We start from the raw sequence: 23937 nt of genomic DNA, 5'->3' as shown, positions 1-23937 counted from the left end.
TCGTCTATCGAACGGGAAACCGCGGTTTGGCTGCCTCGCTCTGAGCGGCCTCCAGATCGGCGTCCACCATCAACTCGGCCAGGGCTTTCATCCGGGTCTGGGGCTCCCAGCCGAGTTTTTCTTTCGCCTTGCTGTAGTCGCCGATCAGCAGATCAACTTCGGCGGGGCGCAGGAAACGCTCGTCAAAATCGACATAATCCTTCCAATCCAGGTCGAGTCGGCCAAAGGCGACATCGAGGAACTCGCGTATGGTGTGGGTCTCATTGGTGGCCAGCACGAAGTCGTCGGGTTTATCCTGTTGCAGCATGCGCCACATGCCCTCGACGTATTCCTTGGCATAGCCCCAGTCGCGCTTGGAGTCGAGGTTGCCCAGGGTGAGCCGCTTCGAAAGTCCCGTTTTGATCCGGGCCGCCCCGCGGGTGATCTTGCGGGTCACGAAGGATTCCCCCCGGCGGGGGGACTCGTGGTTGAAAAGGATCCCGCTGCAGGCGAAAAGTCCGTAGGACTCGCGGTAATTGACGGTCAGCCAATGGGAGAAGACCTTGGCACAGGCGTAGGGGGAGCGCGGCCAGAATGGGGTCGTCTCCTTCTGCGGTACCTCCTGGACCTTGCCGAACATCTCGGACGACGAAGCCTGGTAGAAACGGACCTTCTTGCCGATGCCCGATTCGATGATCGCCTCAAGGATACGACCGGTGCCGACCCCGGTCACATCGGCGGTGTATTCGGGGATGTCGAAACTGACCCGGACGTGGCTCTGTGCGGCCAGATTGTAGATTTCGTCGGGCTGGAGCTGGTAGAGGAGCTTGACCAGTCGAACGCTGTCGGCGAGGTCGCCATAGTGGAGGAAGAGCCGTTGATTGTCTCCGTGTTCGTAGGACCTGAGATGATCGATTCTTGAGCGGGTGGTGGTGCTCGATCTGCGGACAATTCCATGAACTTCGTAGCCCTTCTCCAGAAGGAGTTCGGCGAGGTAGGAACCATCCTGGCCGGTGATTCCTGTGACGAGGGCGCGTTTGGGCATGATTCAGTCGGATTTCCTGAGTTCGAAATCGATCAGTCGGGCGATGATCTCGTTGAATGGTATTGTGTTTTCCCAACCCAGCAGGCGTTTGGCTTTGGCCGGATTTCCGCAGGCAGCGATCGGTTCGACGCTGGTCACGAGGGCTGCGTCGTGTCGAACATAATCCTCGTAGTTGAGCCCCACGTGCTCAAAGGCGAAGGTGACAAGCTGCTGGACAGTGTGAAGCCTGCCGGTGGCGAGAATGAAATCGTCGACGGGCTGCGCCTGGAGCATCATCCACATGCCCTCGACATAATCGGGCGCCCAGCCCCAATCCCGCTGCCCTTTCAAGCTGCCCAGGACCAGTTCGGATTGCCGTCCCTGTTTGATCCGGGCCACGGCCCGGGCCACCTTCCGGGTTACGAAACTTGTGCTGCGTCTTGGGGACTCATGGTTGTAGAGAATGGCGGAGCAGGTCTCGAGTCCGTAGGCCATCCGGTAGATCCGGGCCATCTGCTGGGAGAGGGCCTTGGCGGCGCCGTAGGGCGTCGTCGGGTTGAGCGGTGTCAATTCATCCTGGGGTGAGTGGACCGGGGAACCGAAAACCTCACTGCTCGACGCGTAAAGGAATTTGGGCGGATTGGGAATATCCCGAATGATTTCCAGTAGGCGGAGAGTCCCCATGCCGATACTGTCGACGGTGGTTTCTGGAAGCTCCAGGCTCAGCCGCGGACTGGACTGGCCGGCGAGATGGTAGAATTCGTTTGGCTTCGATTTGAGGATGATCCGGCGCAGGTGGGTAGCGTCTTCGAAGGCGCCGTTGTGAAGGAAAAGGGTTCGGTCCAGGATCTTTGGATCCTGGACGAGATGGGCGATGTGGCCGTTGGCCAGCTGGTCCGGGCGATGGACGAGGCCGTGGACCTCGTAGCCTTTGGCGAGAAGCGATTCGCAAAGGTAGGATCCGTCCTGTCCGGTGATTCCGGTGATGAAAGCGCGTTTCATTGAGTTCGGATATCTCCCAAGAAAACGGGGGACCGGCAAGCGTTTGTTCTCCAGTCGATATCCAGGTGCGATGCATCGTGGGATAATGCATTGATTTTCAGGCACGGCTTGTCAGGTTGGCTCAGTCCCTGAGTCGAGCTCATTCGGTGGCGGCTCTTGCCAAGTGAGACGTTGCTTCCCAGAAGTGTCGGGTCAGCCCGGCTCGGGCATGGGAACCGGGTCCATCGACTCTCTTGATCGAATGAATGCAAAGCTCATTGTGGGGATAGGTGCTCAGCGCGCCGGGACGACCTGGTTGGCCGAATACCTGACGGGGCATCCCCAGGTCGGCTTTTCGCCGATCAAGGAGCTGCACTACTTCGACACGGTTTATCGGCCGGATCTGTGCGCGGGTTTCCTCCCGATCCTTCAGGAACAGCTGGTGGAGCTGAGGTCCAACCCGGCTCAGGCCGCAAACCCCGGGCAATTGGAGCGCCTGCGCTGTCTCACCCTGCGACTCGAGATGGAATCGGACGAACGGCGCTACGGGGAGTATTTTGACCTGCTGGCCAGGGGAGACCTTGTCGTGGTGGCGGAAATCACTCCGTCTTACTCGCTGCTCAAACGGGATGGCTTTGCCGCCATCCGCAGGGTCCGGCCGGATGCCCGTTTCCTTTTCGTTCTCAGGGATCCGGTGGATCGCTACTGGTCGCAATTGCGTTACCATGAGACCGTTTTTGGAGCGGAAGCGTTCGATGCGCGGCGCAACGCGATCGAATGCCTGTCCAATCCCGGGTTCACTCTCCGTTCCGATTACCGGCGGACTCTCGAGGAGCTGCTGTCGGTGGTCGCCCGCGAGGATGTGCATCTCGCTTTCTTCGAGCACCTGTTCGACCCGCGAACCACGGCGGATGAGTTGCAGGGGATCACCGATTTCATGGGTATTGAACCCCGCGCCCCGGGAGATTTGCCCCGGATGAATGAATCGGGACAGATGACGATCGATCCGGAAGCGGAGTCGGCGGCCGGGGAGTTTTTTGGGCCGGTCTATTGTTATGTCCGGGAGGTGGCGGGTCGACCGCTTCCAGATCGATGGCTGAATACCGGACTTTGAGGCGAGTCTCGATACGGACCACGAGAGGCCGTCTTTCGGGAGCCTGCCGCATGCTCCGGGAAGGCGGCCGGCAGGGGGATTTCAAAATGGGCGTTGACCCTGTGAACAGCGGTCGTTTTCTGCTGTCGATTGGTCCATGACGAAAAACCGAATCCGCCGTCTGTCTCCGAGCGCCCGTTCAAACGGTCATCAACCATGTTGCTGACACATCGGGTTACCGCGGTACGGGAGCATGGTGGGGGCGGCCCTGGGGTGACTCTTCGTCATCGGTCGCCGACTCCATGTTGCCTTCTGCTGGTGATCGGGACGATTGCCATCACAGGGTGGGCTGAAGAGCCCGGTGATGGAGCGGTGGTCGCAGGAGAGCAGGAGGCTTCTCCGCCTTCGATTTCTGAGTCGATTGCGGGCGACGCGTCGGCTGCGAAGACCGATGCGAGCGATACGGACGAACTGTCGGCGGGTGGCGCCGGTGGGAAGGAGGAAGAGACGGTGCCGGTTGAGCTTCTTCTGGCCGAGGATCTTTTCCCGCAGCTGCGCCCCATCCTGTTGAGCGCGGCCCAACAGGCACCGTCCATCCTTTCACGGAACGTGGAGGTTGCCATCGCCGAGGCTAATTCGGTCATCGCCAATGCGGATCGCTATCCGTCAGCGGCGGGGCTTCTGCGCTACGACTATCGCAAGGAAAGCCGCCTCGACCGGCCGGATATCGATTATTCGAACAAACTGTTCTACTTCTTTCAGGCGAGTTACCCTCTTTACCATTGGGGGGCGATCCAGGCGGCCGGCGAAATCGGAAAGATCGGGATCGAACTGGCAGAGGGCCAGATGGAGTCGGCCTACCGCCAGCTCGTCCAATCTGTCCGGTCGCAATACCTTGGGCTCGTCATCCAGAAGATGGATCTGAAGAATGCCGAGGCGGATCTTGAGAAGCGACGCAACGAGCTGGCGGATCTAAAGGAGCAACTGGAGGCCGGAGCGATCGCGGCCAACCGGGTGGGCAGCGCCGGTTTCAGCCTGCAGGAAGCCGAGCTGCGTTATGATCGGCAGGCCTCCGAGTTTGCTTATTCACTGCGGCAATTCGGACGCCTGGTCGGAGATCTGTCGTTTTCGCAGGAGCATGTGGCCGACGAATTCCCCGGGGTCGGGCACAACCCGGAACAATTGGGCGAATTGCTCGGCGCCTTTGTCCATGGAGGGTTCAAGGATGATCCTCGGGTGATGGCGACCGAGCTCGAGATTGAGCGGGAGGAAATGAATTACCGCATCCATAATGTGAGGAACCGCCCGAAGTTTAATCTGATCACCGGTATCAGCCAGGACGAAATCAGCTACGACGCCAATATTGCCAACAAATATCAGACCACCGCGCTCTTTGCGGGTGTGTCCCTGAACTGGAATATCTTCGACGGCTACGAGACGCGGGGGTTGCGAACCGCGTCGCTTCTTCGTCTGAACCGATTGCGGATGTCGCGGCGGGAGATGGATGCCCAACTGGCCGATGAGGCCGCTCAAGCCTCCGATCGGGTGAGTTTTGCCGCCCGGGCGCTCGCCTTGGGCGAGGTCACCGTGAACGGCGTCAGGCGTGCATTGGAGATAGCGGAGAGGGATTTCGCCGCCGGATTGACTTCTGAGGAATCGGTCGAGTCGGCACGCGGCCGTCTTTTCGACTATGAAATCAGCCAGGCGCGTCGCAAGGTGGACTACCTCAATGCCGTTTCCGCCTTTGTCGCGCTGGTCGGAGCCGACACCCTGATCGGAGAACTCGAGGAGAATCGCCCTGAACTGGGCACTGAATATGAGCGGAAACCGTAGGAGTCTTCTCTGGCCCAAGATCCTGGTCGTGCTGGCGGTTGTCGCCGGGGCGGCCGTCTTTGGCCTGCGTTGGATGCGTCCCGTCGTCACCGTTGACGCAGCCTGGATCGATACGGCCGTCGATGCCATTCCAGGGACCGTGACGGTGCGCTCGAAACAGGAAACGGAGATCAAGAGCGAGGTTGGCGGCCGGGTGGTGGAGAGCCGGCTGGAAATCGGCGACCGGGTGGCCGCGGGTGATCTGCTGGTTCAGATCGATTCGGCCGATGTGGAAATCGAGATTGAGCGGCTGAAGGCTGAAATCCAGGGAATCAAGCGGCAGATCGAGATCGGTTCCCAGATACGCTACGACCTGATCGATGCCAAGGAGCGGCTGGAGGGTGCGGAACGCAACTTCGCCAGGGGCAGTCTTTCCGAGGCGGAACTGGCCAAGCAGCAGCGGGTGGTCCAGCAGATCGAGGATCGAATCGCGCTGGAGGAATTGCGCAATGAGCAGCAGTTGGCGGCGACTGACAATGCACTGAAGACGCGGGAGCGGCAGCTGGAGAAGATGTCCGTCTATGCCCCGATCGACTGTATCATCGCTGATGTCTTCGCCTATCCCGGAGATCTGATCGGCGGGGGCGCGCCCATCGCCAGGATTATCTCTCCGGTCAAACTGGTTGAGGCACGCATCAGCCAGGAGGATATGGCCGGGCTGAGCATTGGACAGAAGGCTTCCGTTCGCCTGATCGGCGAGGGCTCAAAGGTCTACGATGCCAAGGTGGTCAAGATTCTTCCGGTTGCCGATGCGGAAACCCAGCGCTACATCATCAACCTGGAGGTCGATGTTGACCCCGACCGTCTGGTACCCGGCGTGACGGGCGAGGCCAGCATCGTGATCGCCCGAAGGGAGAACGCAGTCATCATCCCCCGGCGGGCCCTGATCGGAAAGGAAGTCTACGTGGTCAAGGACGGTGTGATTGACGTCCGCACGGTTGAGCCGGGTTTTGTCTCGCTGAACAAGGTGGAGATCCGATCCGGACTCTCGGAAGGCGAGTCGGTCGTGACCGAGGACTTTGACCGACTTCAGGACGGAGACCGGGTCAGGATTGGTAATCGCTGAGCGTTCGGGCGCGCGAGTTTCACCGGCATGAGCCCCAATCTCCGCATTGCGATCCGATTCCTCGTCGCCAAGAAGCGTTCGATGGCGATGAGTCTGGCGGGAATCGTTTTCGGAGTGGGCTTTTTTATCGTGACCCAGGCCCAGACGAGTGGCTTCGAGGAATTTTTCATCCGGACCATCCTGGGGACGAACGGCGCGATCAAAATTGAAGACCGCTTTCAGGACACCCTTCGCAGTATGGCCGCGGCGGGGGAGGATGGGGGCTCGGGCTTCCAGATTTCCCAACGGGAGAGCCGCAACTACATTCCCGGGGTGCAGGACCCCCGGACGATCCGGGCGGAATTGGAGACCTTTTCAGGGGTGACGGCAGTTTCCGAAGTGGTTCGTGGAAATGTGGTCGCCGAGGGCCCGGGCGCGCGGACCGACCCCGCCCAGGTGTTGGGAATCAATCTTGAGGATCACCTCAATGCCTCCGATCTGGCCCAGCAGATCGTGCGCGGGGACCTGGGTGAGTTCCGGTCCAATCCCAACGGGGTCCTTATCGGACTGAAACTGGCCCTTCGGCTGCAGTTGGAGCCGGGAGACACCGTTGTTTTTCAGACGCAGGGAGAGAAACGCCGTTACCGGGTCTCGGCCATCTACCAGACTGGGGTGACCGACATCGACGGGGTTGTGGTCTACATGCACATGACTGCGGCCCGATCGCTGTTGCGGATCCCGCACGGAGTGACCTTCATGCAGATCAACGTGAAGGATCGGGACCGCGCCCCGGCCATTGCCGCCCACATCGAGAAGGTCCTGCAGCACAACGCGATCAGCTGGCAGGAACGGGAGAAGGTCTGGCTCGATGTCTTCCGGGCCCTGCGGATCTCGTCGGCCATCACCGTTTCGACCATCATCCTGATCTCGGGTCTGGGGATGTTCAATACCCTGGCCATGGTCGTGATGGAGAAGACCAAGGAGATCTCCATCCTGCGGTCGATGGGATATACCCGAAGGGACATTTCGAATATCTTTCTCTGGCAGGGTGTCCTCGTTCTATGTGCCGGTTCGCTTCTGGGGTCGGGCCTGGGGGCGGGCCTGACCTTTGGGGTGTCCAACCTCCCCATCCGGGTCCGGGGCATCTTTTCCACGGACAGTTTTGTGGTGAACTGGTCGGGCTGGCACTACGTTGCGGCCGTGCTCACCGCGGTCATCGTGGTGATGTTTGCCAGCCTGATTCCCGCTCGCCGGGCCGCCCGGCTCGAACCGGGCGACGTGATACGGGGGACGGCCCAATGAGCGGGAACCCGATCCAGCTGGACCAGCCGGTCATTTCCTGCAGCGGGATCGACCGGTACCTCGGTAGCGGTGAGACCCGGGTTCATGTCCTTCGGGGCGTCAGCCTGGCCGCCGGACGGGGTGAGGTCAGCTCGATTGTCGGACCCTCCGGATGCGGCAAGAGCACATTGTTGTATCTGCTGGGCCTGCTCGATCGACCGGATGGCGGAGAGATCCGGATCGGCCCGCGGGATGTCGTCGGAGCATCGGACGAGGACCGGACTTCGATTCGCTGCGCGCAGATCGGATTCGTCTTTCAATTCCACTTTCTCCTCGCGGAGTTTTCGGCCCTTGAGAATGTCATGCTCCCGATGCGCAAGCTGGGCACTCTCGCGCCCGATGAAATGCGGGACCGGGCCCATGACCTGCTCAGGGAGGTGGGTCTGGCTGAAAAGACCCATCGCCTGCCGACCCAGCTTTCCGGAGGGGAACAGCAACGGGTGGCGGTGGCACGCTCGCTGGCCAATTCGCCAACCCTGATTCTGGCGGATGAACCGACCGGGAATCTCGATGTCACCAATTCGAACCTCGTCTTTGACCTGCTCATGCGCCTGGCCAAGGAGAACGGGCAGGCGGTGGTCCTGGTGACTCACAATCCCGAGATCGCGGCCCGTTGCGACCGCCGCCTCGTCATGCGGGACGGCCGGTTTGTCAACGAAGGGTAGAGGGGGGACGGGAGGCGTTTTCGCCCGGTTTCGACCGGTCGAACGGTCCGCAGGGTTGTTTATTAGGAATTCTTTTGACGCAAACAGATTGGGTAATACCAAAACGCATTCCGATCCATTCAAGTTTTAGGTTTGCATTCAGCATTTAACCCAATTTTTCTCGCGCTGTTTACAGCCCTCTCGAGCTCAAAATCTGTGTCCAACGATTGTTCCCGAAAATCCTTCTTATCCGCGTTTTTTGCTCTGCTGGGCGGCCTATTTCTGGTCGGCCGGATGCCGAAATCCGCCTCGACGACATTGCAGGACCGCGACCTCCCGGGTTCCGCATCTCTGAAACCGCGACCGGCACCGCACACGGTGTCGCGCATGCCCCGCGTGGGCTGAGCCATCGGGCCTGAACCTGCGAAAGGGCGCATCCACTTATGTCGAAGATTTTTCCGAAGTGGTCCAATCGGCTTCCGCTTCTCATCGTCATCTTTGTCTTCCTTCTCGCGGGGACGGTGACAGCGGGAATCACCTACTATTTCACTCCGAAGTACACCCGGGTCGGCTACCAGCCGGACCAACCCGTTCCCTTCGATCACAATCTGCATGCCGGCCAGCTCGGTCTGGATTGCCGCTACTGTCACACCTATGTCGATCAGTCGGCCCACTCCAACATCCCGACGACTGAGACCTGCATGAACTGCCACAACCAGATCCAGACGACCAGCGAGTTGCTCGCCCCGGTCCGGGAGAGTCTGGCCAGTGGCGATGCCATTCCCTGGGTGCGCATCCACAAGGCGCCGGATTACGTCTATTTCGATCACTCGGTCCATGTGAACCGGGGGATCAGCTGCGTCTCCTGTCACGGCAAGATCAATGAAATGGAAGTGGTGCGCCACGACCAACCCCAGAGCATGTCCTGGTGTCTGGATTGCCACCGGGCTCCCGAGAATCATATCCGGCCGCTGGATCAGGTCTACAATCTCAACTGGACGGCCGAATCCCCGGAGGTGCAGGTCTCCCAAGGCCTCGAACTGGTCGAGAACTGGAACGTCAAACCGCCTCAGAGCTGCTCCGGCTGCCATCGATGAAAAGGATCTTTCAGCACCCGCAACCCTCTCTGGCCGAATCGACCGGGCCGCGCTATTGGCGCAGCCTGGATGAGTTGTCCGCATCACCTGAATTCCAGGAGTACCTGGAGCGCGAGTTTCCCCAGGGAGCTTCCGAAATCGAAGGTGTTGATCGTCGTCACTTCCTGAAGATCATGGCGGCCTCTTTTGCGCTTGGCGGAGTCGGCCTCGCCGGTTGCCGTCGGCCCGAAGCCCATTTCGTTCCCTACGCGAAGTCACCCGAGCACATCATTCCGGGTCTTCCCCTCTACTATGCGTCGGCCCGACCTGTTCGCGGCGGCGCCGTTCCGGTCGTGGTGGAAACGCACGAGGCCCGTCCCACCAAGATCGAGGGCAACCCTTCCTACGCACCCTTTGGCGGTCGGGCGGACCTCCAGACGCAGGCCTCGGTTCTCGACCTTTACGATCCGGATCGCGCGATCGTGCATACCTCGGGTGGTGCGACCATGCCCCGGGCGGACCTGAACGACCTGCTGGCAGCGATCAGCTCGAAACACCTCTCAAACAAAGGTGCCGGTCTGGCCTTCCTGGCCGAGCCGTCCACTTCTCCGACCCGGCTGCGCCTGGTCAAGGCGATCCAATCGGCCATGCCGCGGGCGGTCTGGGCCGAGTACGATCCGCTTGGCAACGACGGGGCGGAAACCGCTGCCGGTGAGATCTTCGGTCGACCCTGCAGGCCGGATTACGCCTACGGGAAAGCCAGACGTATTCTGAGCCTGGATTCCGATTTCCTTCAGAACGGCAGTGGGCAGATCCGCTCGGCCCGGGAGTTTGCCGATGGGCGACGGGTCGAGAAGAACGGGGGCGAGATGAATCGTCTCTATCAGGTGGAAAGTCACCTCACGGTGACCGGAGGGATGGCGGACCACCGCCTGCGCCTGCCGAGTTCGCGGATGGCCGCCGTGGCCGCGCACCTCGCTGAGAAGCTCGGGGTCAAGGACGCGGTCGCCGACAGGAATGTCGCCCGCGAAGTCGGGGCCCACACAGCCTGGATCGACGCCTGTGCCGAGGACCTGGCCGCTCACAAAGGAGCCAGCCTTGTTGTGGCCGGCGCGCACCTGCCTCCGGAGGTCCACGCCATCTGCTTCCTCATCAACCAGAGCCTGGGCAATCTCGGCAAGACCCTGACGTTTCTGGAACTGCCGGAGACCGGCGCGACGACCATTGAAGAACTGGCCTCAGCCATTCGCGGGGGATCGGTCCAGACGCTGGTCATCATCGATGGCAACCCGGTTTACAATGCACCGGTGGATCTCGACTGGGCCTCGGTCCAGCGCTCGGTTGCTCAGGTCATCCGCCTGGGCTACCACCCCGACGAGACTTCGGCCGCGGCGGATGTTCATGTGGCTGGGGTGCATTTCCTTGAGTCCTGGGGCGATGCCCGGACCGTGGACGGCACCCTGGTTCCGGTGCAGCCCATGATCCTCCCGCTTTTCGACGGGGTGTCGGATCTTGAGCTGCTCGGCCGGATCCTTGGTCTCGAGAACCCGGATCCCTACACCCAGGTGCGGAAGTCGTTCGACGACCGGGCAGGGGGAGGGGACACCGAGACGGCCTTCCAGACTTTCCTGCACGATGGATTCCTTCCGGATTCAGTCTACCCGACCATCGGTCGTTCGGTCCCGGCCGACAAGGCGGAGACCATCGCTGCGAAGATCCTCATTCCCGCAGCGCCGTCCAGGGACAGTCTCGAGGTCCGGTTCTTTGGTGACTACAAAGTCGACGACGGCCGCTTCGCCAACAACGGTTGGTTGCAGGAGTGTCCGGATCCCATCACCAAATCGACCTGGGACAACGCGATTCTTGTGAGTCCCCGTCTGGCGGTGGAACTGGGAATCGATCCGGCCAGTTCCCTGATTCAGGTGGCCCGCAAGGATCCCAATGCCGGAGAAGACGGCCGGCTGCGCGCGCCTGTGGTCCAGATCACGGTCGGCGGTCGATCCGTGGAAGGGCCGGTTCAGATCCAGCCCGGACTCGACAACTACACCATCGTTCTGCCGCTTGGCTATGGCCGGGCGAAGACCGGTCGGATCGGCACGGATGCCGGTTTCGACGCCTACACGATCCGGACAGCCTCGTCGCCCTGGTATGTCGGGGGGGCGACGCTCACCCTGACCGGAAAGACTTACGTTCTGGCGAACACGCAGGAGCACTGGTCGATGGAAGGGCGGGCCATCGTCCGCGAAGCCAATCTCAGCGACTTCCAGGAGCATCCCGATTTTGTGAATGAGCTCGGGATGGAGTCCCATTCCCCTCCGATCTACGGCAAGGAATCGGATATCGATCAGGACCTGAAGATCACGCTGACCCCCAAGGGCAATTCCCTTTACGAACACCCGAATTTCGACGGGGTGCACCAGTGGGGCATGACCATCGACCTGAACACCTGCACCGGCTGCAATGCCTGCGTGGTGGCCTGTCAGGGCGAGAACAATATCCCGATCGTGGGCCGTGACCAGGTACGCCGCGGACGCGAGATGCACTGGATCCGCCTCGACCGCTACTACTCGAGCGGCTCGACCGACAATAGGGAAATCCCGGAGGATCCCCAGATCTCCCTGCAGCCGGTCGGTTGCATGCAGTGCGAGACCGCTCCCTGTGAAATGGTCTGCCCGGTCAACGCGACCGTCCATGACTCCGAAGGGCTCAACGTCATGGCCTACAACCGGTGCGTGGGCACCCGTTACTGCGCCAACAATTGTCCCTACAAGGTGCGGCGGTTCAACTTCTTCGACTTCAACCAGCGCCAGCTCGACAAACTCTATCAGGGCCCCCTCTCCAAGAAAGGTATGCCGGAAATTCTCCAGATGGCGCGTAATCCCAACGTGACTGTCCGGATGCGGGGTGTCATGGAGAAATGCACCTACTGCACCCAGCGGATCCAGCAGGCGAAGATTGCCCGGAAGGTGGAGGTTCGCGACTCGGCTGATGTGGCCGTCCCCGACGGAACCTTCCAGGTGGCTTGTGAGCAGTCCTGCCCGACCGATTCAATCGTTTTCGGCAACCTGCTCGATCCCGAAAGCCGGGTTTCGAAGATGAAGGCCCTGGAGCGGGACTACAGTCTTCTCGGTTACCTCAACACCCGTCCACGGACAACCTACCTCGCGAAATTGCGGAATCCCAACCCGAAGATGCCGGATTACCAGACCCTGCCCCTGAGCCGGGTGGAATACGACAACAAGAACCACCCCGGTGGTCATGGAGAGAGCGCCGGACATGAGAGTCCCGGAAGTCATGACAGCCATGAGGTCGTCACCGAAGGAGGACACCACGGATGAGTGACGCTACGCATTCGGCCACGGGAGTGGCGGAGGTCCCCGCCATCCTGCGGGAGGTCAATCCGGTCCAACTCGAGCGTCCCGTCCTGGTCGGACATGGGCGCAGCTTCAATTGGATCACGGAGAAGATCTGCGGCATCATTGAGGAAAAGACACCGAGGTGGTGGTGGATCTGTTTCTGCGTGGCGGGCTTCATCGCTTCCTTCACCGTGATGGGACTGGCCTACCAGGTGAGCACCGGCGTCGGTGTCTGGGGCCTGGCCAATCCGATCAATTGGGGATGGGCGATCGTCAATTTCGTGTTCTGGATCGGTATCGGCCACGCCGGTACACTGATCTCCGCCATTCTCTGCCTGCTCAAACAGAAGTGGCGGACCTCGATCAATCGGGCGGCTGAGGCCATGACCATATTCGCGGTGGTCTGCGCGGGCATTTTCCCGGTCTTTCACATCGGTCGGGTCTGGTTCGCCTACTGGCTTTTCCCGCTGCCCAATGCCAACGCCATCTGGCCCAATTTCCGCAGTCCGCTGCTCTGGGACGTCTTTGCGGTATCCACCTATGCGACCGTCTCGGTGCTCTTCTGGTATGTCGGTCTGATTCCCGACCTGGCCACTGTGCGGGACCGGGCGAAATCGAAGATCCGCCAGGTCCTCTATGGCATCTTTGCCATGGGTTGGCGGGGTTCGAACCGGCACTGGAGCAATTACGAAATGGCCTACCTCCTCCTGGCCGGCCTCTCCACGCCGCTGGTTCTCTCGGTTCACACCATCGTTTCCTTCGACTTTGCCGTTTCCCTGGTTCCCGGCTGGCATACCACGATCTTCCCTCCCTATTTCGTGGCGGGCGCCATTTTTTCCGGTTTCGGGATGGTGCTGACCCTCATGCTTCCCCTCCGGGCGGTCTACAAACTGGATGACCTGATCACCCAGTATCACATCGATTGCATGTGCAAGATCACCCTGGCGACCGGCACGATGGTCGGCTATGCCTACGCAATGGAGTTCTTCATCGCCTGGTATGGAGCCAACCCCTACGAAGGATTCGCCTTCGTCAACCGGGCCTTCGGACCCTATGCCTGGGCCTACTGGATCATGATCTCCTGCAACGTGATCTCGCCGCAGCTCTTCTGGTTCAAGAAGGTGCGGCAGAACACCGCCCTGGTCTGGGTCATCTCCATTTTCGTCAATATCGGGATGTGGTTTGAACGCTTCGTCATCACGGTCACTTCCCTGGCCCGCGATTTCATGCCTTCGGCGTGGGGCTATTATTCCCCGACCGTCGTGGATATCTTCACCTACTTCGGAACCTTCGGCGTCTTCTCCGTCCTCTTCCTCCTCTTCGTCCGCTTCCTCCCGCTGATGGCGATGGCCGAAATCAAGGCGATAACCCCTCAGGCGGATCCCCATCATGGCCACTGATTCTTACGGAATGATGGCCGCGTTTGACACCACGGCCGACCTCATCAAGGCGGCGGCAAAGGTGCGCGACGCCGGCTTCCAGCATTGGGACGTGATCACCCCGTTCCCGATTCACGGGATGGATGGAGCAATGGGCCTGAAGAGGTCCCGCGTTCCGCGCTTCTCCCTGGCCGGTGGGATCACCGGATTCACCACGGGCATGCTCATGGTCGCCTACATGAACTGGTTTGATTATCCGCTCATCGTGGGTGGCAAACCCCTGTTCAGCCCGATCTTTGCCTTCCCGGTCTCCTACGAACTGACCATCCTCTTCGCCTCCTTCGGCTCGATCATCGGGATGTTTCTCCTCAACCGGCTGCCCATGCATTATCATCCGGTCATGAACCGCGACCGCGTCAGGCAGGCATCGGACGACCGTTTCTTCATTGTGATCGAAAGCTGCGATCCTCACTACCGCAAAGAGTCCGTCAGGAGCCTGCTCGATCAGGTCGGCGGGAAGGACATCGAGGAATTGGAGGACTGACATGCGTTACGTTTACGTCATCTTCCTCCTGCTTGTCGTGACCGCGGTTTCCATCCTGGGATTCCGAGGGTCCGCGTTCAAGAAACCCCCGCTGGAAATCTTCCCGGACATGGACCATCAGCCGAAGTACAAGCCTCAGTCGCCCAGTCTGTTCTTTGCCGACGGGCGGACGGACCGGCCGGTTCCCGCCCATACCGTGCCCCGCGGCGCCATCATCGGCAATGCCCACCTGACCGAGGGCAAGACACCGTCGGGCGAGTGGGCCCGGACCTTTCCGATGGACGTGACCGACGAACTCCTCGACCGTGGCCAGGATCGTTTCCAGATCTTCTGTCTTCCCTGCCATGGTGCGCTCGGTGACGGCAATGGCATCACCAAACAGTATGGAATGGCGGCCACCCCGAGCTATCATGATCCTCGCCTTCGTGAAATGGCCGAGGGCGAGATCTTCAACACCATCACCCACGGCAAGAACCTGATGGGCCGCTACGGCGACAAGCTCACCCCCGCCGACCGCTGGGCCGTCATCGCCTATGTGCGTGCCCTGCAGACGGCCGCACAGGGCACGGTGAACGACGTGCCGCCGGCCAACCGATCGGAGCTCGGGCTATGAGCACCACCACCGCACAGGCATCCTCAATTCCCATGGCCGGGCAGAATTCATCCTTCGGCAGGCGGGCGCTCATCATCGGACTGGTCGCCCTCGTGATCAGCGCGATCGGTTTCCTGCTCGGGCCCAAACAGGCCGCGGCCTCCTGGCTGCTCGCCGTGACCTTCTGGACCTCGATGGCGATCGGGATGCTCTTCCTGATCATGCTCCATCATATCTTTGATGCGGGCTGGTCCACCATCGTGCGGCGTCCGCTGGAACATGCGGTGGCCGTTTTCCCCTGGCTGGCCCTGTTGTTCCTTCCACTGGTGGCGCTCTCGCTCTTTTACGATCCGGGGATTCTCTGGAAGTGGATGGATCCCAATTACGATCTTTCCTCGGTCGGGGGGCATGGAACCGTCGGTCAGGATATCCTCTGGGCCAAGAAGTCCGGTTACCTGAGCCAGCCGTTTTTTGTGCTGCGCTACCTGCTCTACTTTGGCGCCTTTGCGTTGCTGGCCAGTCGCTTCCGCCGGCATTCCTTTGCCCAGGACCAGGACGGTGATGTCGGCCACACCCACAGCATGCGCAAATGGGCTGCGCTCGGAATCCCGCTGGCGGCCCTCTGTGCGACCTTCGCCTCGATCGACTGGATCAAGAGCCTCGATTATCACTGGTTTTCCACCATGTTCGGCGTCTGGTTCTTTGCCGGTTCGATGCGCCTGGCCCTGGCCGGCACCGTCCTGATCTGTCTCTTGCTCGTGCGGGAAGGACGCTTCAAGGGTCTCCTGAACAAGTCCCATCTCTACGATCTCGGGAATATCATGTTGGCCTTCACCGTCTTCTGGGCCTATATCAGCTTCTCCCAATATTTCCTCATCTGGAACGCCAACATCCCGGAAGAAACCTTCTGGTATGTCATCCGGGAAAGCGGCAATTGGTGGTATGTGGGACTCTTCCTCATCTTCGGGCATTTCCTCTTCCCGTTCCTCTACCTTCTCGGCTACCGGAACAAGATCCTGCCCGGACGGATCGCCTTTATCAGCGCATGGTTCATCCTCGCCCAGCTGGTCGATTTCTACTACAATATCATGCCTTACCAGAAGGACGCTTTCGGCGATCCGAAGGCCTTCTCCGTTTCGATCTGGGATATCAGTTCACTTCTGGCCGTTGGCGGCATCTGTGCCTGGGTGGTCGCCAACAGTCTGAACCGGACCCGGATCATCCCGATCCGGGATCCTCGAATCCTCGAATCCGTGAATCACCATGAGTGACCACAGACCCAATCCTTCCCTCTTCAGTCAGGGAGTCTCGACCATCCTCGTGGTGGCCGCGTTCTTGATTTTCCCCATCATTCACCACTTCAATGATTTCCCCGGCCAGCCGACCAGCCGTCCGGTAGGCTCGGTTCCTCCGGCGGAGCGCGCTGCCCGATTGAGCGAGCTTCAGGCCAACGTCGCGGAAACCGAGGGGTCCTATCAATGGATCGACCAGTCCGCGGGCACCATCCGCCTCCCGATCGACCGGGCGAAGGAGTTGACCCGGCAGAAACTCAGCGGAGACACCCAGTGATCCCCGTTCCTAAGACATGAGCCAGAATTCCAACCAGGCACCTTTATCCGCCGACGCCGATCCGGTTCATGGATTGGGCGCCGTCGATCGTTCGGTCCGGTTTCCGGTCCTGATCCTGATGGGGCTGAGCCTTCTCTGGCTTCTTACCGCGACGGTTCTTTCCGTCATGGCCTCATTCAAGCTGCACACCCCCGGCTTTCTTGCCGACCATGAGTGGCTGACCTACGGCCGGGTTCGCCCGGCGGCCACCACCGCCATGATCTACGGTTGGGCGACCAATGCGGCCTTCGCGTTGGCCGTCTGGTTGATGGCGCGGTTGAGCCGGGCCAGACTCCTCCATGGGGGGCTCGTCATCGTGGGCGCGGTTTTCTGGAACCTCGGAGTGGATCTCGGCATCGCCGGGATTTTGCTCGGCAAGGGTCTCCCCTACGAGTGGATGGCATTGCCCGGCTATTCCGGTCCCCTGCTGCTCGTCGCCTACATCCTCATGGCGATCTGGGTGGTGAATACCTTCCGTTACCGGCAGGACCGGCATGTCTACGTGTCGCAGTGGTTCCTGCTGGCAGCGCTCTTCAGTTTTCCGTGGGTCTTCTCCGTCGCCCAGATCATGCTGGTCCAGATGCCGGTCCGCGGCACCATGCAGGCCCTGGTCGGTGCGTGGTATGCACAGAATCTGATCGGACTCTGGCTCATGCCGGTCGGATTGGCCTCGGCTTACTATTTCATTCCAAAGGTTCTGGGAAAACCGATCCACAGCTACTACCTGGCGGTGGTCGGATTCTGGTCCCTCATCTTCGCCGTATGCTGGTCGGGTCCCGCCCGCCTGGTCGGGGGGCCGATTCCGGCCTGGGTGATTTCGGCCGGGATCGTTGGCTGTGTGCTCCTGCTCATCCCGGTTGTCGTGACCACCGTGAATCTTCACCTGACGACACTCGGCAGCTTCCGGCAGGTCTGGAACAGCCCGACCCTGCGCTTTGTCGTTCTTGGCTCGGTTGCGTTCACCCTGGTCGCGTTCCTGTGGGCGATCACCTCTTTCCGCACCGTCGCCGAGGTGACCCACTTCACTCTGGTTGAGGAAGCGCTGAACCAGTTGGCGGTCTACGGGTTCTTCAGCATGACCGCCTTCGGCGGCTTCTATTTTATTGTCCCCCGCCTGCTGGAGAAGGAATGGCCCTCGGCCTCCCTGGTCAGCCTGCACTTCTGGAGCGTGGTTCTCGGATTCCTGATTCTGATGGTCGGCCTTTTCCTCGGAGGGGTGCTTCAGGGGCTGTGGATGAATGATCCGGTTCTGTTCCCCGAATGGGTCACGATCGTTCATTCCCTTGTGCCCTACCTGCTGACCGGCACCGTCGGGTGGATCCTTATCCTGCTGGGACATCTGACCTTCTTGATCAGCTTCATCTGGATGCTGATCAGCCCCCGATCCAATGAGGTGACCGAACCGACCCTTTTTGCATCATCGGCAGCCCTCAAGTCTTCTGCGTCATGAACAACGGACTGCTTCTGTTTCTAGGCATCTTTTTCTCGGTCGGGCTCTCCTGGCTCAGCCTTCTCGTGGGCAACCAGGTCAATCCCGATTTTGGCGGTCTGCAGCCGTTCTCCGATCAGAACACCGGCGCCGTCGTGCCGACGCTCATGCCGGGATTGGCCCGCCAGGGTGAGCAGGTCTATCAGGATCTGGGGTGTGTCAACTGCCATACCCAGCAGGTCCGCCGGGAGGGAGTCGGTGCGGATATCGAACGTGGCTGGGGACAGCGCCAGAGTGTCAGCCGCGACTATATCAGCCAGCGCCAGGTCTTCCTGGGGGCGTCGCGGATCGGTCCGGATCTGCGTAACGTAGGCGAGCGTCTCCCTTCGGCCGAGTGGCACCACCATCACCTGATCAACCCGCAGATCAACACGCCCGGCAGCATCATGCCGGCGCACGCCTTCCTCTATGAGACACGGAAGATCGTCGGTCAGCCTTCCTCCGATCGACTGACCTTGCCGGGTGAATTGGCGCCTCCGGAAGGCTACGAGGTGGTTCCGACCTGGAGGGCCAAGGCCCTGGTGGCCTACCTCCTCAATCTCAAGACCAACTACGAACTGCCCGAGGCGCGCGCGTCCCATGAGTGATTCAAGATCAGAGAATGCCGCCTCCCGGCGCGCGCCGGACAATTCGGACCGGGCCGTAGCGGATTCGCAGCTTCAAACGGTCCATGCGCAGCTCATGCGCGAAAAGCCCGAGCCTCAGGAGGGATTTTCTCCCATTCCGATTTTCCTGCTCTTTGTCTTCAGCGGACTGATCTTCTTCGGTGGCGTCTACATGGCCGAGTTCTCCGGAGGATTCAATGCGCTCGCCTTCAATGAGACCGTCCACATGGGGAGGGGAGAGAGTGCCGAACCGCCACCCCCGCCGGATCCGGTCGCCATGGGCAAACGACTCTTCACCCAGAATTGCGTGGCCTGCCACCAGGTCACCGGCCTGGGTCTTCCTCCCGTTTTCCCGCCTCTGGCGGGTTCCGAGTGGGTGCTGGGTTCCGAACAGCGGACCATCCGTATTCTTCTCAACGGTCTCAGTGGCGAACTGGTCGTCGAGGGTAACACCTACAACGGTGTCATGCCGGCCTTCGGACCGTCCTCGGTCAACTGGAGCGACGACCAGATCGCCTCAGTCCTGACCTATATTCGCCAGGAGTGGGGCAATGATGCTCCTCCGGTCCTTCCGGCCACCGTGGCCGAAGTCCGCGCCGCCACCGCAGGCCGGACGACGTCCTGGACCCAGGCCGAGCTGGAGCCCCTCGGGCAGTAAGGCTGAGGAACGGTTGCGGATGGCGAAGGGCTTCGAAAGAAGCAGTCCGTCGCAACGCCGCTGCGTCGACGTTCGCCCGATCGGTTGAGGCACTTCGACAAAGCGAAGTGGCTACTCCTTGAGGGCGGAATGAATGTTCGGTTGACGCGGCTGTCCGGAATCTACCGTCATCCCTCCGCGGAAAGCTCCACCGAGCGATTCCTGGCTGCCAGGACGGCCGATCGGATCAGTGAACGAAACCCGGCCTTCTCCATCACCTGGAGGGCGGCCAGGGTGGTTCCCTTCGGCGACGTAACCTCGTCGCGCAGGGCTTCAGGGTCCATCTTGAGGCGGGCCAGAAGGCGGGCGGAACCAAGGACGGTTTCCAGAGCGAGTTGGTAGGACGTATCCGGATCGAGCCCGGCCTCCACTCCGGCATTGCGGAGTGCGGCGACGAACTCGAAAACGTAGGCTGGTCCGCTCCCGCTGACCGCCGTCACGGCATCCAGCTGACTTTCGTCGACCGCGATGAACTTGCCCATTGCGGAGAGCAGATCGCTGACTTTCTTGAGGTCGTCAGCCTGAAGCGGGTGTTGGCAGCAGTAGGCAGTCATACCCGCGCCGATCCGGGCCGGGGTGTTCGGCATGGTCCGGACAATGTTTCTCGTTTGAGGAAAAATGGTCTCCAGACGGGCGAGCCGGGTGCCCGCGACCACGCTGATCACGAGTTTCCCTCTCGAGCTTTCGCCGATGGATGGATCGAGGGTGTTCAGTTGCTGGGGCTTGACCGCAAGGACAATCGTATCCGCCCCGGACACGAGGTCGCGTATCGATCGCACATGATGCACGCCGAGCTTTTCCGCGGTCTGGCGGGCGGTGTCATCCGGTTCGCTGATACAGCCAATCTCACCGGGTTGGCAGGCGCCCTTCTGGATGAGGGCTTCGATCATGGCGGACCCGAGTCGTCCGGCTCCGATAAACGCGTAACGCATCATGGGTTTTTGTTTTTCTGGACGGGAAGGTGAAAGATGGCGGTGGTTCCTCCCTGCGGTCCGGCCGTGAGGGTCAGGTCGCCGCCGAGATTTCGAATGGAATGGCGGGCCACGGTCAGACCCATCCCGACGCCGACTGTGCGCTTGCTGCTGATGAAGGCATCAAAGATATGATCCCGGATGTCTTCGGGTATGCCGCGACCTTTGTCGCTCAATTTGAACGCAATGACCGGAATGCCTTCGCGTTCTTCCCGGTCTATCCGCAGGTGAATCGGCCGCTGCAGGGAGGTCGGCTCGTAACTTTCGGCGGCGTTGAAGAGAAGCTTGACCAGGACGTCTTCGAGGACCTCCGCGTTCGAACAGACCCTGGCTTCGGGAATCAGGTTGTCGACTTCGACCGGGATGGCCTCGCTGAATTCCCGGTGAAACCGCGCGATGGCATTCCCAATCGAATCAGCGACGTCGATCAATCCGAGCGGGGGGCGGCTGCGGGTCGAGACCGAGGTCAGCTGCTTGATGATCTCGACCATCCGGTTGACGGCGCTCTCGATCCGACCGAGGTTGCGCTGGGCTGCTTCCGGGTTGTTCAGGGAGGTCTTGGTCAGGTCGATATAGCCGACCACCACACCGAGGAGATTGTTCAGGTTGTGAGCGATCCCCTGGGTGATCGCTCCGATTGCCGCTGCGCGGCGTGCTTCGCCCAGGCGGGTCTGCAGTTCGACGTTCTCCTTGTTGATGGCCTGGAAGCGCAGCTGGGTCTGCACCCGTGCCAAGGTTTCATCGATATCGATGGGCTTGGTGATGTAGTCGACCGCACCGGCCTCGAGTCCCTGCAGCTTTCCTTCCTTCCTTGTTTCGGCCGTGATGAAGATGACGGGGATGGACCGGGTCTCCTCTTTTCTTTGGAGTTCCTGACAGACTTCGAATCCGTCCATGTCGGGCATCATGACATCCAGCAGGATCAGGTCGGGCAGATTCTCGGCGACCCTCTGGAGGCATTCCCGACCATTTTCGGCCGTCACCACCTCCATCTGCTGCTTTTCCAGGACCCGCTTGAGGAGCCGGATATTGATCGGTTGGTCGTCGACGACGAGGATGCGCGGATTAGCAGACACGTTGAGTTTCTCAGGAACGGGTGGAACCGCGGGTTTGGGCCTGTTGAAAAGCCTTCAGGGTGTTTTTCATGAGCATCGCCACGGTCATGGGACCAACTCCTCCGGGGACCGGGGTGATCTTGGAAGCCAGAGCGGAGACCTTCTGAAAATCCACGTCGCCGGTCAGTCGATAGCCCCGCTTGCGGGTCGGATCGGGAACACGGTTGATGCCTACGTCGATCACCACCGCGCCGGGTTTGACCATGTCCGCCGTCACGAATTCAGGCCGGCCGATCGCGGCAATGAGGACATCGGCCTGGCGGGCCAGCGCCGGCAGATCGCGTGTCCGCGAATGGCAGACGGAGACGGTGGCATTGGCCCAGGGTTTCTTCTCAAGAGCCAGCAGGGCGACGGCCTTGCCGACGATGAGACTGCGGCCGATGACGACCACGTGCTTGCCGGCGAGAGATACATTCGACCGCTGGAGCAGTTCGAGGATTCCGGCCGGGGTGCAGGAAATGAAGCCGGAATCGTCTTCCTGAAAAAGCTTGCCGGCATTGACGGTATGGAATCCGTCAACGTCCTTCTCCGGGTCGACCCGGCAGAAGGCCTCCACGTCGTCGATCTGCGGGGGCAGGGGAGCCTGGACAAGGATACCGTCCACCTCGGGGTCGGCATTGAGCCGGTCGATGCAGGCAAAGACCTCGGCGGCCGAAGCGGTCTCCGGAAATGTCTCAAGGCGGGTCAGCATGCCGATCTCCGCCGCGGTCCGGTTCTTCTTGTTGACGTAGGAGACGGAGGCCGGGTCTTCGCCCACGCGGACGAATGCAATGCAGGGTTTGCGCCCGGTCAGCCCGTCGACCACCTGCTTCAGCTCGGTGGTGATGGCCTGGGCGATCTGGTTTCCGTCAATCAGTTCCATGCGCGGTATGAGGGACCGGGGACCACTGGATCAGGGCTGGGCCACTCTCAGGGTTTCGACCCGGAGAATAAGGGCCTTGCTTTCGGCGGGTTTCCGGGGAACCCCGAAGACATTGACGACCAGACCAAGGAAGGCGTCCACCGGCTCGGTCAGGATGAGGGAATCGGTTTCAAGGTAGGCGATCACCTTTCCCTCCTTGCCGATCAGCTGGTATTCCTGATCGGGTCCCCGGCCAAAGACCCGGCGGGTCCGTTCGAGGCGACCATTCATCAGGATCGGGGCGACGTCGGCATTGGGCGCAGCGGTCGTCATGGGCGGAGGAGGAAGGACGGCTGGGGTCGGCTCGATTGCGGCAGCTGCCGCCACCTGAGCGACTGGAGCCTCGGATTCAGCCACGGCGCCGGCATCGATGTAGCCGACGAGGGGTTTGCGGATGATGATGCGCGACCACTCGCCGGTCACATCCGTCACCTGCGTGATATCGTCCATCTCGACCACGGTGAGAAGGGGTGCTTCGAGCGATGCTTCCATGAGAACGCCGGCTCCGACCTCCGCCGTGAGATTCTTGAGCACCTCGTTGTTGTTCACGTAGCCCTGGTAGTCGGCCTCAAAGCGGATCGCCGACCATCCCTCGGGCAAAGGTGACATGCCGGTGGGCAAGTCGCTCTCGTCCACCACCGCGAATGAGTCGCCCGGGGAAAGGCTCTGAACGACAGGCGCGTCGGAAGCCGGCTCGATCCTCATCGGAGTCGGGTAGGAGACGGACTCGCCGAACATCAGTGCCGGACAAACGGCGAGGCAAAAAATTGGAAAAGTTGCTTTCATGACGAATGGGTGGTTTCCGTTGGAACGGTATTCTGTTCGATGTGAAGCAGTTGGTTAATCTCCTTCATAGTGAGCACCTTGACCCCACGTAAAGGAAAACCACGCAACGAAAAAGACCCGATCTGGTAGCGACGCAGGCGTTTGACCGTGAAACCGAGCGCCTGAAAGAGGCGACGGATCTCCCGGTTCTTCCCGTGATGCATCCTCAGGTCGACGTGGGTGGAGGTGTCCATGGTGCGGGAACCGACGATCGCCGCCCGTTCCACTTTGAGGTGTTCACCCTCGGAAGTGACTCCGCGGACAAGCAGACTGGTCTTGGACGCAGGAAAGGGCTGATCGAGAGCCACCCGGTATCGTTTGTCGATCAGGCCCGAAGGGTGCATCAGTCGGTTGGCCAGTTGGCCGTCGGAGGTCAGGATGACGAGGCCCTCGCTGTCCTTGTCCAGGCGACCGGCGCAAAGGAGGCGGCGCTTGCGCAGGGATTTTGGCAGGAGATCGAATATCGTGTCCGAGTTGTGAGGGTCGTGGTGGCTGCAGATCAGGCCGACCGGCTTGTTGACCGCCAGGGTGATGGTTTCCTGGGTTTTGCGGGCGACGACCCGATTACCCACCTTGACCACGTCCTCGCCGGGCCGGACCCTTTCCCCCGGCTCGGCAACCCGTCCGTTGACCCGCACCCGGCCCTCGAGAACAAGCGCGTCGGCTTCGCGGCGTGAGCAGTAGCCCTGTTCGGCGAGGTATTTCTGGAGGCGGATGGTTGTATCCATGGTCTGGGTTGCGGGACTGTCTGATTAGTCGGCGACGGTTTCTGCGGCAAGGCTTTGTGTCCCGTCACCCCG

Annotated in this window: 22 protein-coding genes; 15 read left to right on the top strand and 7 right to left on the bottom strand. The window is 60.9% G+C overall.

Annotated elements, in window-relative coordinates:
• Window positions 1-4: 4 nt before the first annotated feature.
• Window positions 5-1024, bottom strand: a complete 1020-nt coding sequence (gmd, locus tag R3F07_07500) for a GDP-mannose 4,6-dehydratase (protein ID MEZ5276206.1) — start codon at window positions 1022-1024, stop codon at window positions 5-7.
• A gap of 3 nt (window positions 1025-1027) precedes the next feature.
• The gene (locus R3F07_07495) at window positions 1028-2005 is read right to left on the bottom strand and encodes a GDP-mannose 4,6-dehydratase (protein MEZ5276205.1); all 978 of its coding nucleotides are present in this window, start codon (window positions 2003-2005) and stop codon (window positions 1028-1030) included.
• Window positions 2006-2246: 241 nt separating this feature from the next.
• Here R3F07_07495 and R3F07_07490 point away from each other — a divergent pair, with 241 nt between their 5' ends.
• The 15 genes from R3F07_07490 to R3F07_07420 all read left to right on the top strand — a co-directional run bounded on the left by R3F07_07490 (window position 2247) and on the right by R3F07_07420 (window position 19286).
• Window positions 2247-3098 carry a sulfotransferase gene (locus R3F07_07490; protein MEZ5276204.1) on the top strand — a complete coding sequence of 284 codons (852 nt, stop codon included), beginning with the start codon at window positions 2247-2249 and terminating at the stop codon, window positions 3096-3098.
• Window positions 3099-3395: 297 nt separating this feature from the next.
• Window positions 3396-4910 carry a TolC family protein gene (locus R3F07_07485; protein ID MEZ5276203.1) on the top strand — a complete coding sequence of 505 codons (1515 nt, stop codon included), beginning with the start codon at window positions 3396-3398 and terminating at the stop codon, window positions 4908-4910.
• Window positions 4894-6015 (top strand): efflux RND transporter periplasmic adaptor subunit, encoded by a 1122-nt coding sequence (locus tag R3F07_07480; GenBank protein MEZ5276202.1) that lies wholly within the window; start codon window positions 4894-4896, stop codon window positions 6013-6015. The genes R3F07_07485 and R3F07_07480 overlap by 17 nt, the downstream gene beginning before the upstream one ends.
• Window positions 6016-6042: 27 nt before the next feature.
• Window positions 6043-7296: an FtsX-like permease family protein gene (locus R3F07_07475; protein ID MEZ5276201.1), complete on the top strand. Its 1254-nt coding sequence runs from the start codon at window positions 6043-6045 to the stop codon at window positions 7294-7296.
• Entirely contained in the window at window positions 7293-8000 is a 708-nt protein-coding gene (locus R3F07_07470; GenBank protein MEZ5276200.1) for an ABC transporter ATP-binding protein, read from the top strand. Before R3F07_07475 ends, R3F07_07470 begins: the two co-directional genes overlap by 4 nt.
• Window positions 8001-8422: 422 nt before the next feature.
• Window positions 8423-9076, top strand: a complete 654-nt coding sequence (locus R3F07_07465; GenBank protein MEZ5276199.1) for a cytochrome c3 family protein — start codon at window positions 8423-8425, stop codon at window positions 9074-9076.
• Window positions 9073-12393, top strand: a complete 3321-nt coding sequence (locus tag R3F07_07460) for a TAT-variant-translocated molybdopterin oxidoreductase (GenBank protein MEZ5276198.1) — start codon at window positions 9073-9075, stop codon at window positions 12391-12393. Before R3F07_07465 ends, R3F07_07460 begins: the two co-directional genes overlap by 4 nt.
• The gene (nrfD, locus tag R3F07_07455; protein MEZ5276197.1) at window positions 12390-13811 is read left to right on the top strand and encodes an NrfD/PsrC family molybdoenzyme membrane anchor subunit; all 1422 of its coding nucleotides are present in this window, start codon (window positions 12390-12392) and stop codon (window positions 13809-13811) included. The genes R3F07_07460 and nrfD overlap by 4 nt, the downstream gene beginning before the upstream one ends.
• On the top strand, window positions 13801-14334 hold the full coding sequence (locus R3F07_07450) for a DUF3341 domain-containing protein (protein MEZ5276196.1): 534 nt from the start codon (window positions 13801-13803) through the stop codon (window positions 14332-14334). The genes nrfD and R3F07_07450 overlap by 11 nt, the downstream gene beginning before the upstream one ends.
• A gap of 1 nt (window position 14335) precedes the next feature.
• Window positions 14336-14947, top strand: a complete 612-nt coding sequence (locus R3F07_07445; GenBank protein ID MEZ5276195.1) for a cytochrome c — start codon at window positions 14336-14338, stop codon at window positions 14945-14947.
• Complete coding sequence (locus R3F07_07440; GenBank protein ID MEZ5276194.1) at window positions 14944-16197, top strand: hypothetical protein; 1254 nt, start codon at window positions 14944-14946, stop codon at window positions 16195-16197. The genes R3F07_07445 and R3F07_07440 overlap by 4 nt, the downstream gene beginning before the upstream one ends.
• A complete protein-coding gene (locus tag R3F07_07435; GenBank protein MEZ5276193.1) occupies window positions 16190-16495 on the top strand; it encodes a hypothetical protein in 306 nt (101 codons plus the stop codon). Before R3F07_07440 ends, R3F07_07435 begins: the two co-directional genes overlap by 8 nt.
• A 16-nt stretch (window positions 16496-16511) precedes the next feature.
• Window positions 16512-17984, top strand: a complete 1473-nt coding sequence (locus R3F07_07430; GenBank protein ID MEZ5276192.1) for a cbb3-type cytochrome c oxidase subunit I — start codon at window positions 16512-16514, stop codon at window positions 17982-17984.
• A complete protein-coding gene (locus tag R3F07_07425) occupies window positions 17981-18610 on the top strand; it encodes a cbb3-type cytochrome c oxidase subunit II (protein MEZ5276191.1) in 630 nt (209 codons plus the stop codon). The genes R3F07_07430 and R3F07_07425 overlap by 4 nt, the downstream gene beginning before the upstream one ends.
• Entirely contained in the window at window positions 18603-19286 is a 684-nt protein-coding gene (locus R3F07_07420; protein ID MEZ5276190.1) for a cytochrome c, read from the top strand. The genes R3F07_07425 and R3F07_07420 overlap by 8 nt, the downstream gene beginning before the upstream one ends.
• A gap of 167 nt (window positions 19287-19453) precedes the next feature.
• On the opposite strand, the gene proC is transcribed toward R3F07_07420, so the two are convergent.
• Genes proC through R3F07_07395 form a run of 5 tightly spaced genes read right to left on the bottom strand, consistent with a single transcriptional unit; the run spans window position 19454 to window position 23865 of the window.
• Entirely contained in the window at window positions 19454-20260 is an 807-nt protein-coding gene (gene proC, locus R3F07_07415) for a pyrroline-5-carboxylate reductase (protein ID MEZ5276189.1), read from the bottom strand.
• Entirely contained in the window at window positions 20257-21372 is a 1116-nt protein-coding gene (locus R3F07_07410) for a response regulator (GenBank protein MEZ5276188.1), read from the bottom strand. Before R3F07_07410 ends, proC begins: the two co-directional genes overlap by 4 nt.
• Window positions 21373-21382: 10 nt before the next feature.
• Window positions 21383-22273, bottom strand: coding sequence for a bifunctional methylenetetrahydrofolate dehydrogenase/methenyltetrahydrofolate cyclohydrolase FolD (gene folD / locus R3F07_07405; GenBank protein ID MEZ5276187.1), 891 nt, complete (start codon window positions 22271-22273; stop codon window positions 21383-21385).
• 30 nt (window positions 22274-22303) lie between these two features.
• Entirely contained in the window at window positions 22304-23050 is a 747-nt protein-coding gene (locus R3F07_07400; protein MEZ5276186.1) for a hypothetical protein, read from the bottom strand.
• Window positions 23051-23094: 44 nt separating this feature from the next.
• Window positions 23095-23865 (bottom strand): pseudouridine synthase, encoded by a 771-nt coding sequence (locus R3F07_07395; GenBank protein ID MEZ5276185.1) that lies wholly within the window; start codon window positions 23863-23865, stop codon window positions 23095-23097.
• Window positions 23866-23937: the final 72 nt, after the last annotated feature.

It is taken from the genome of Opitutaceae bacterium, assembly GCA_041395105.1.
Taxonomy (GTDB): Bacteria; Verrucomicrobiota; Verrucomicrobiia; order Opitutales; family Opitutaceae; genus B12-G4.
Note: the sequence above shows the minus strand (reverse complement) of the source record. Positions and strands in the feature narration are given on the sequence as shown.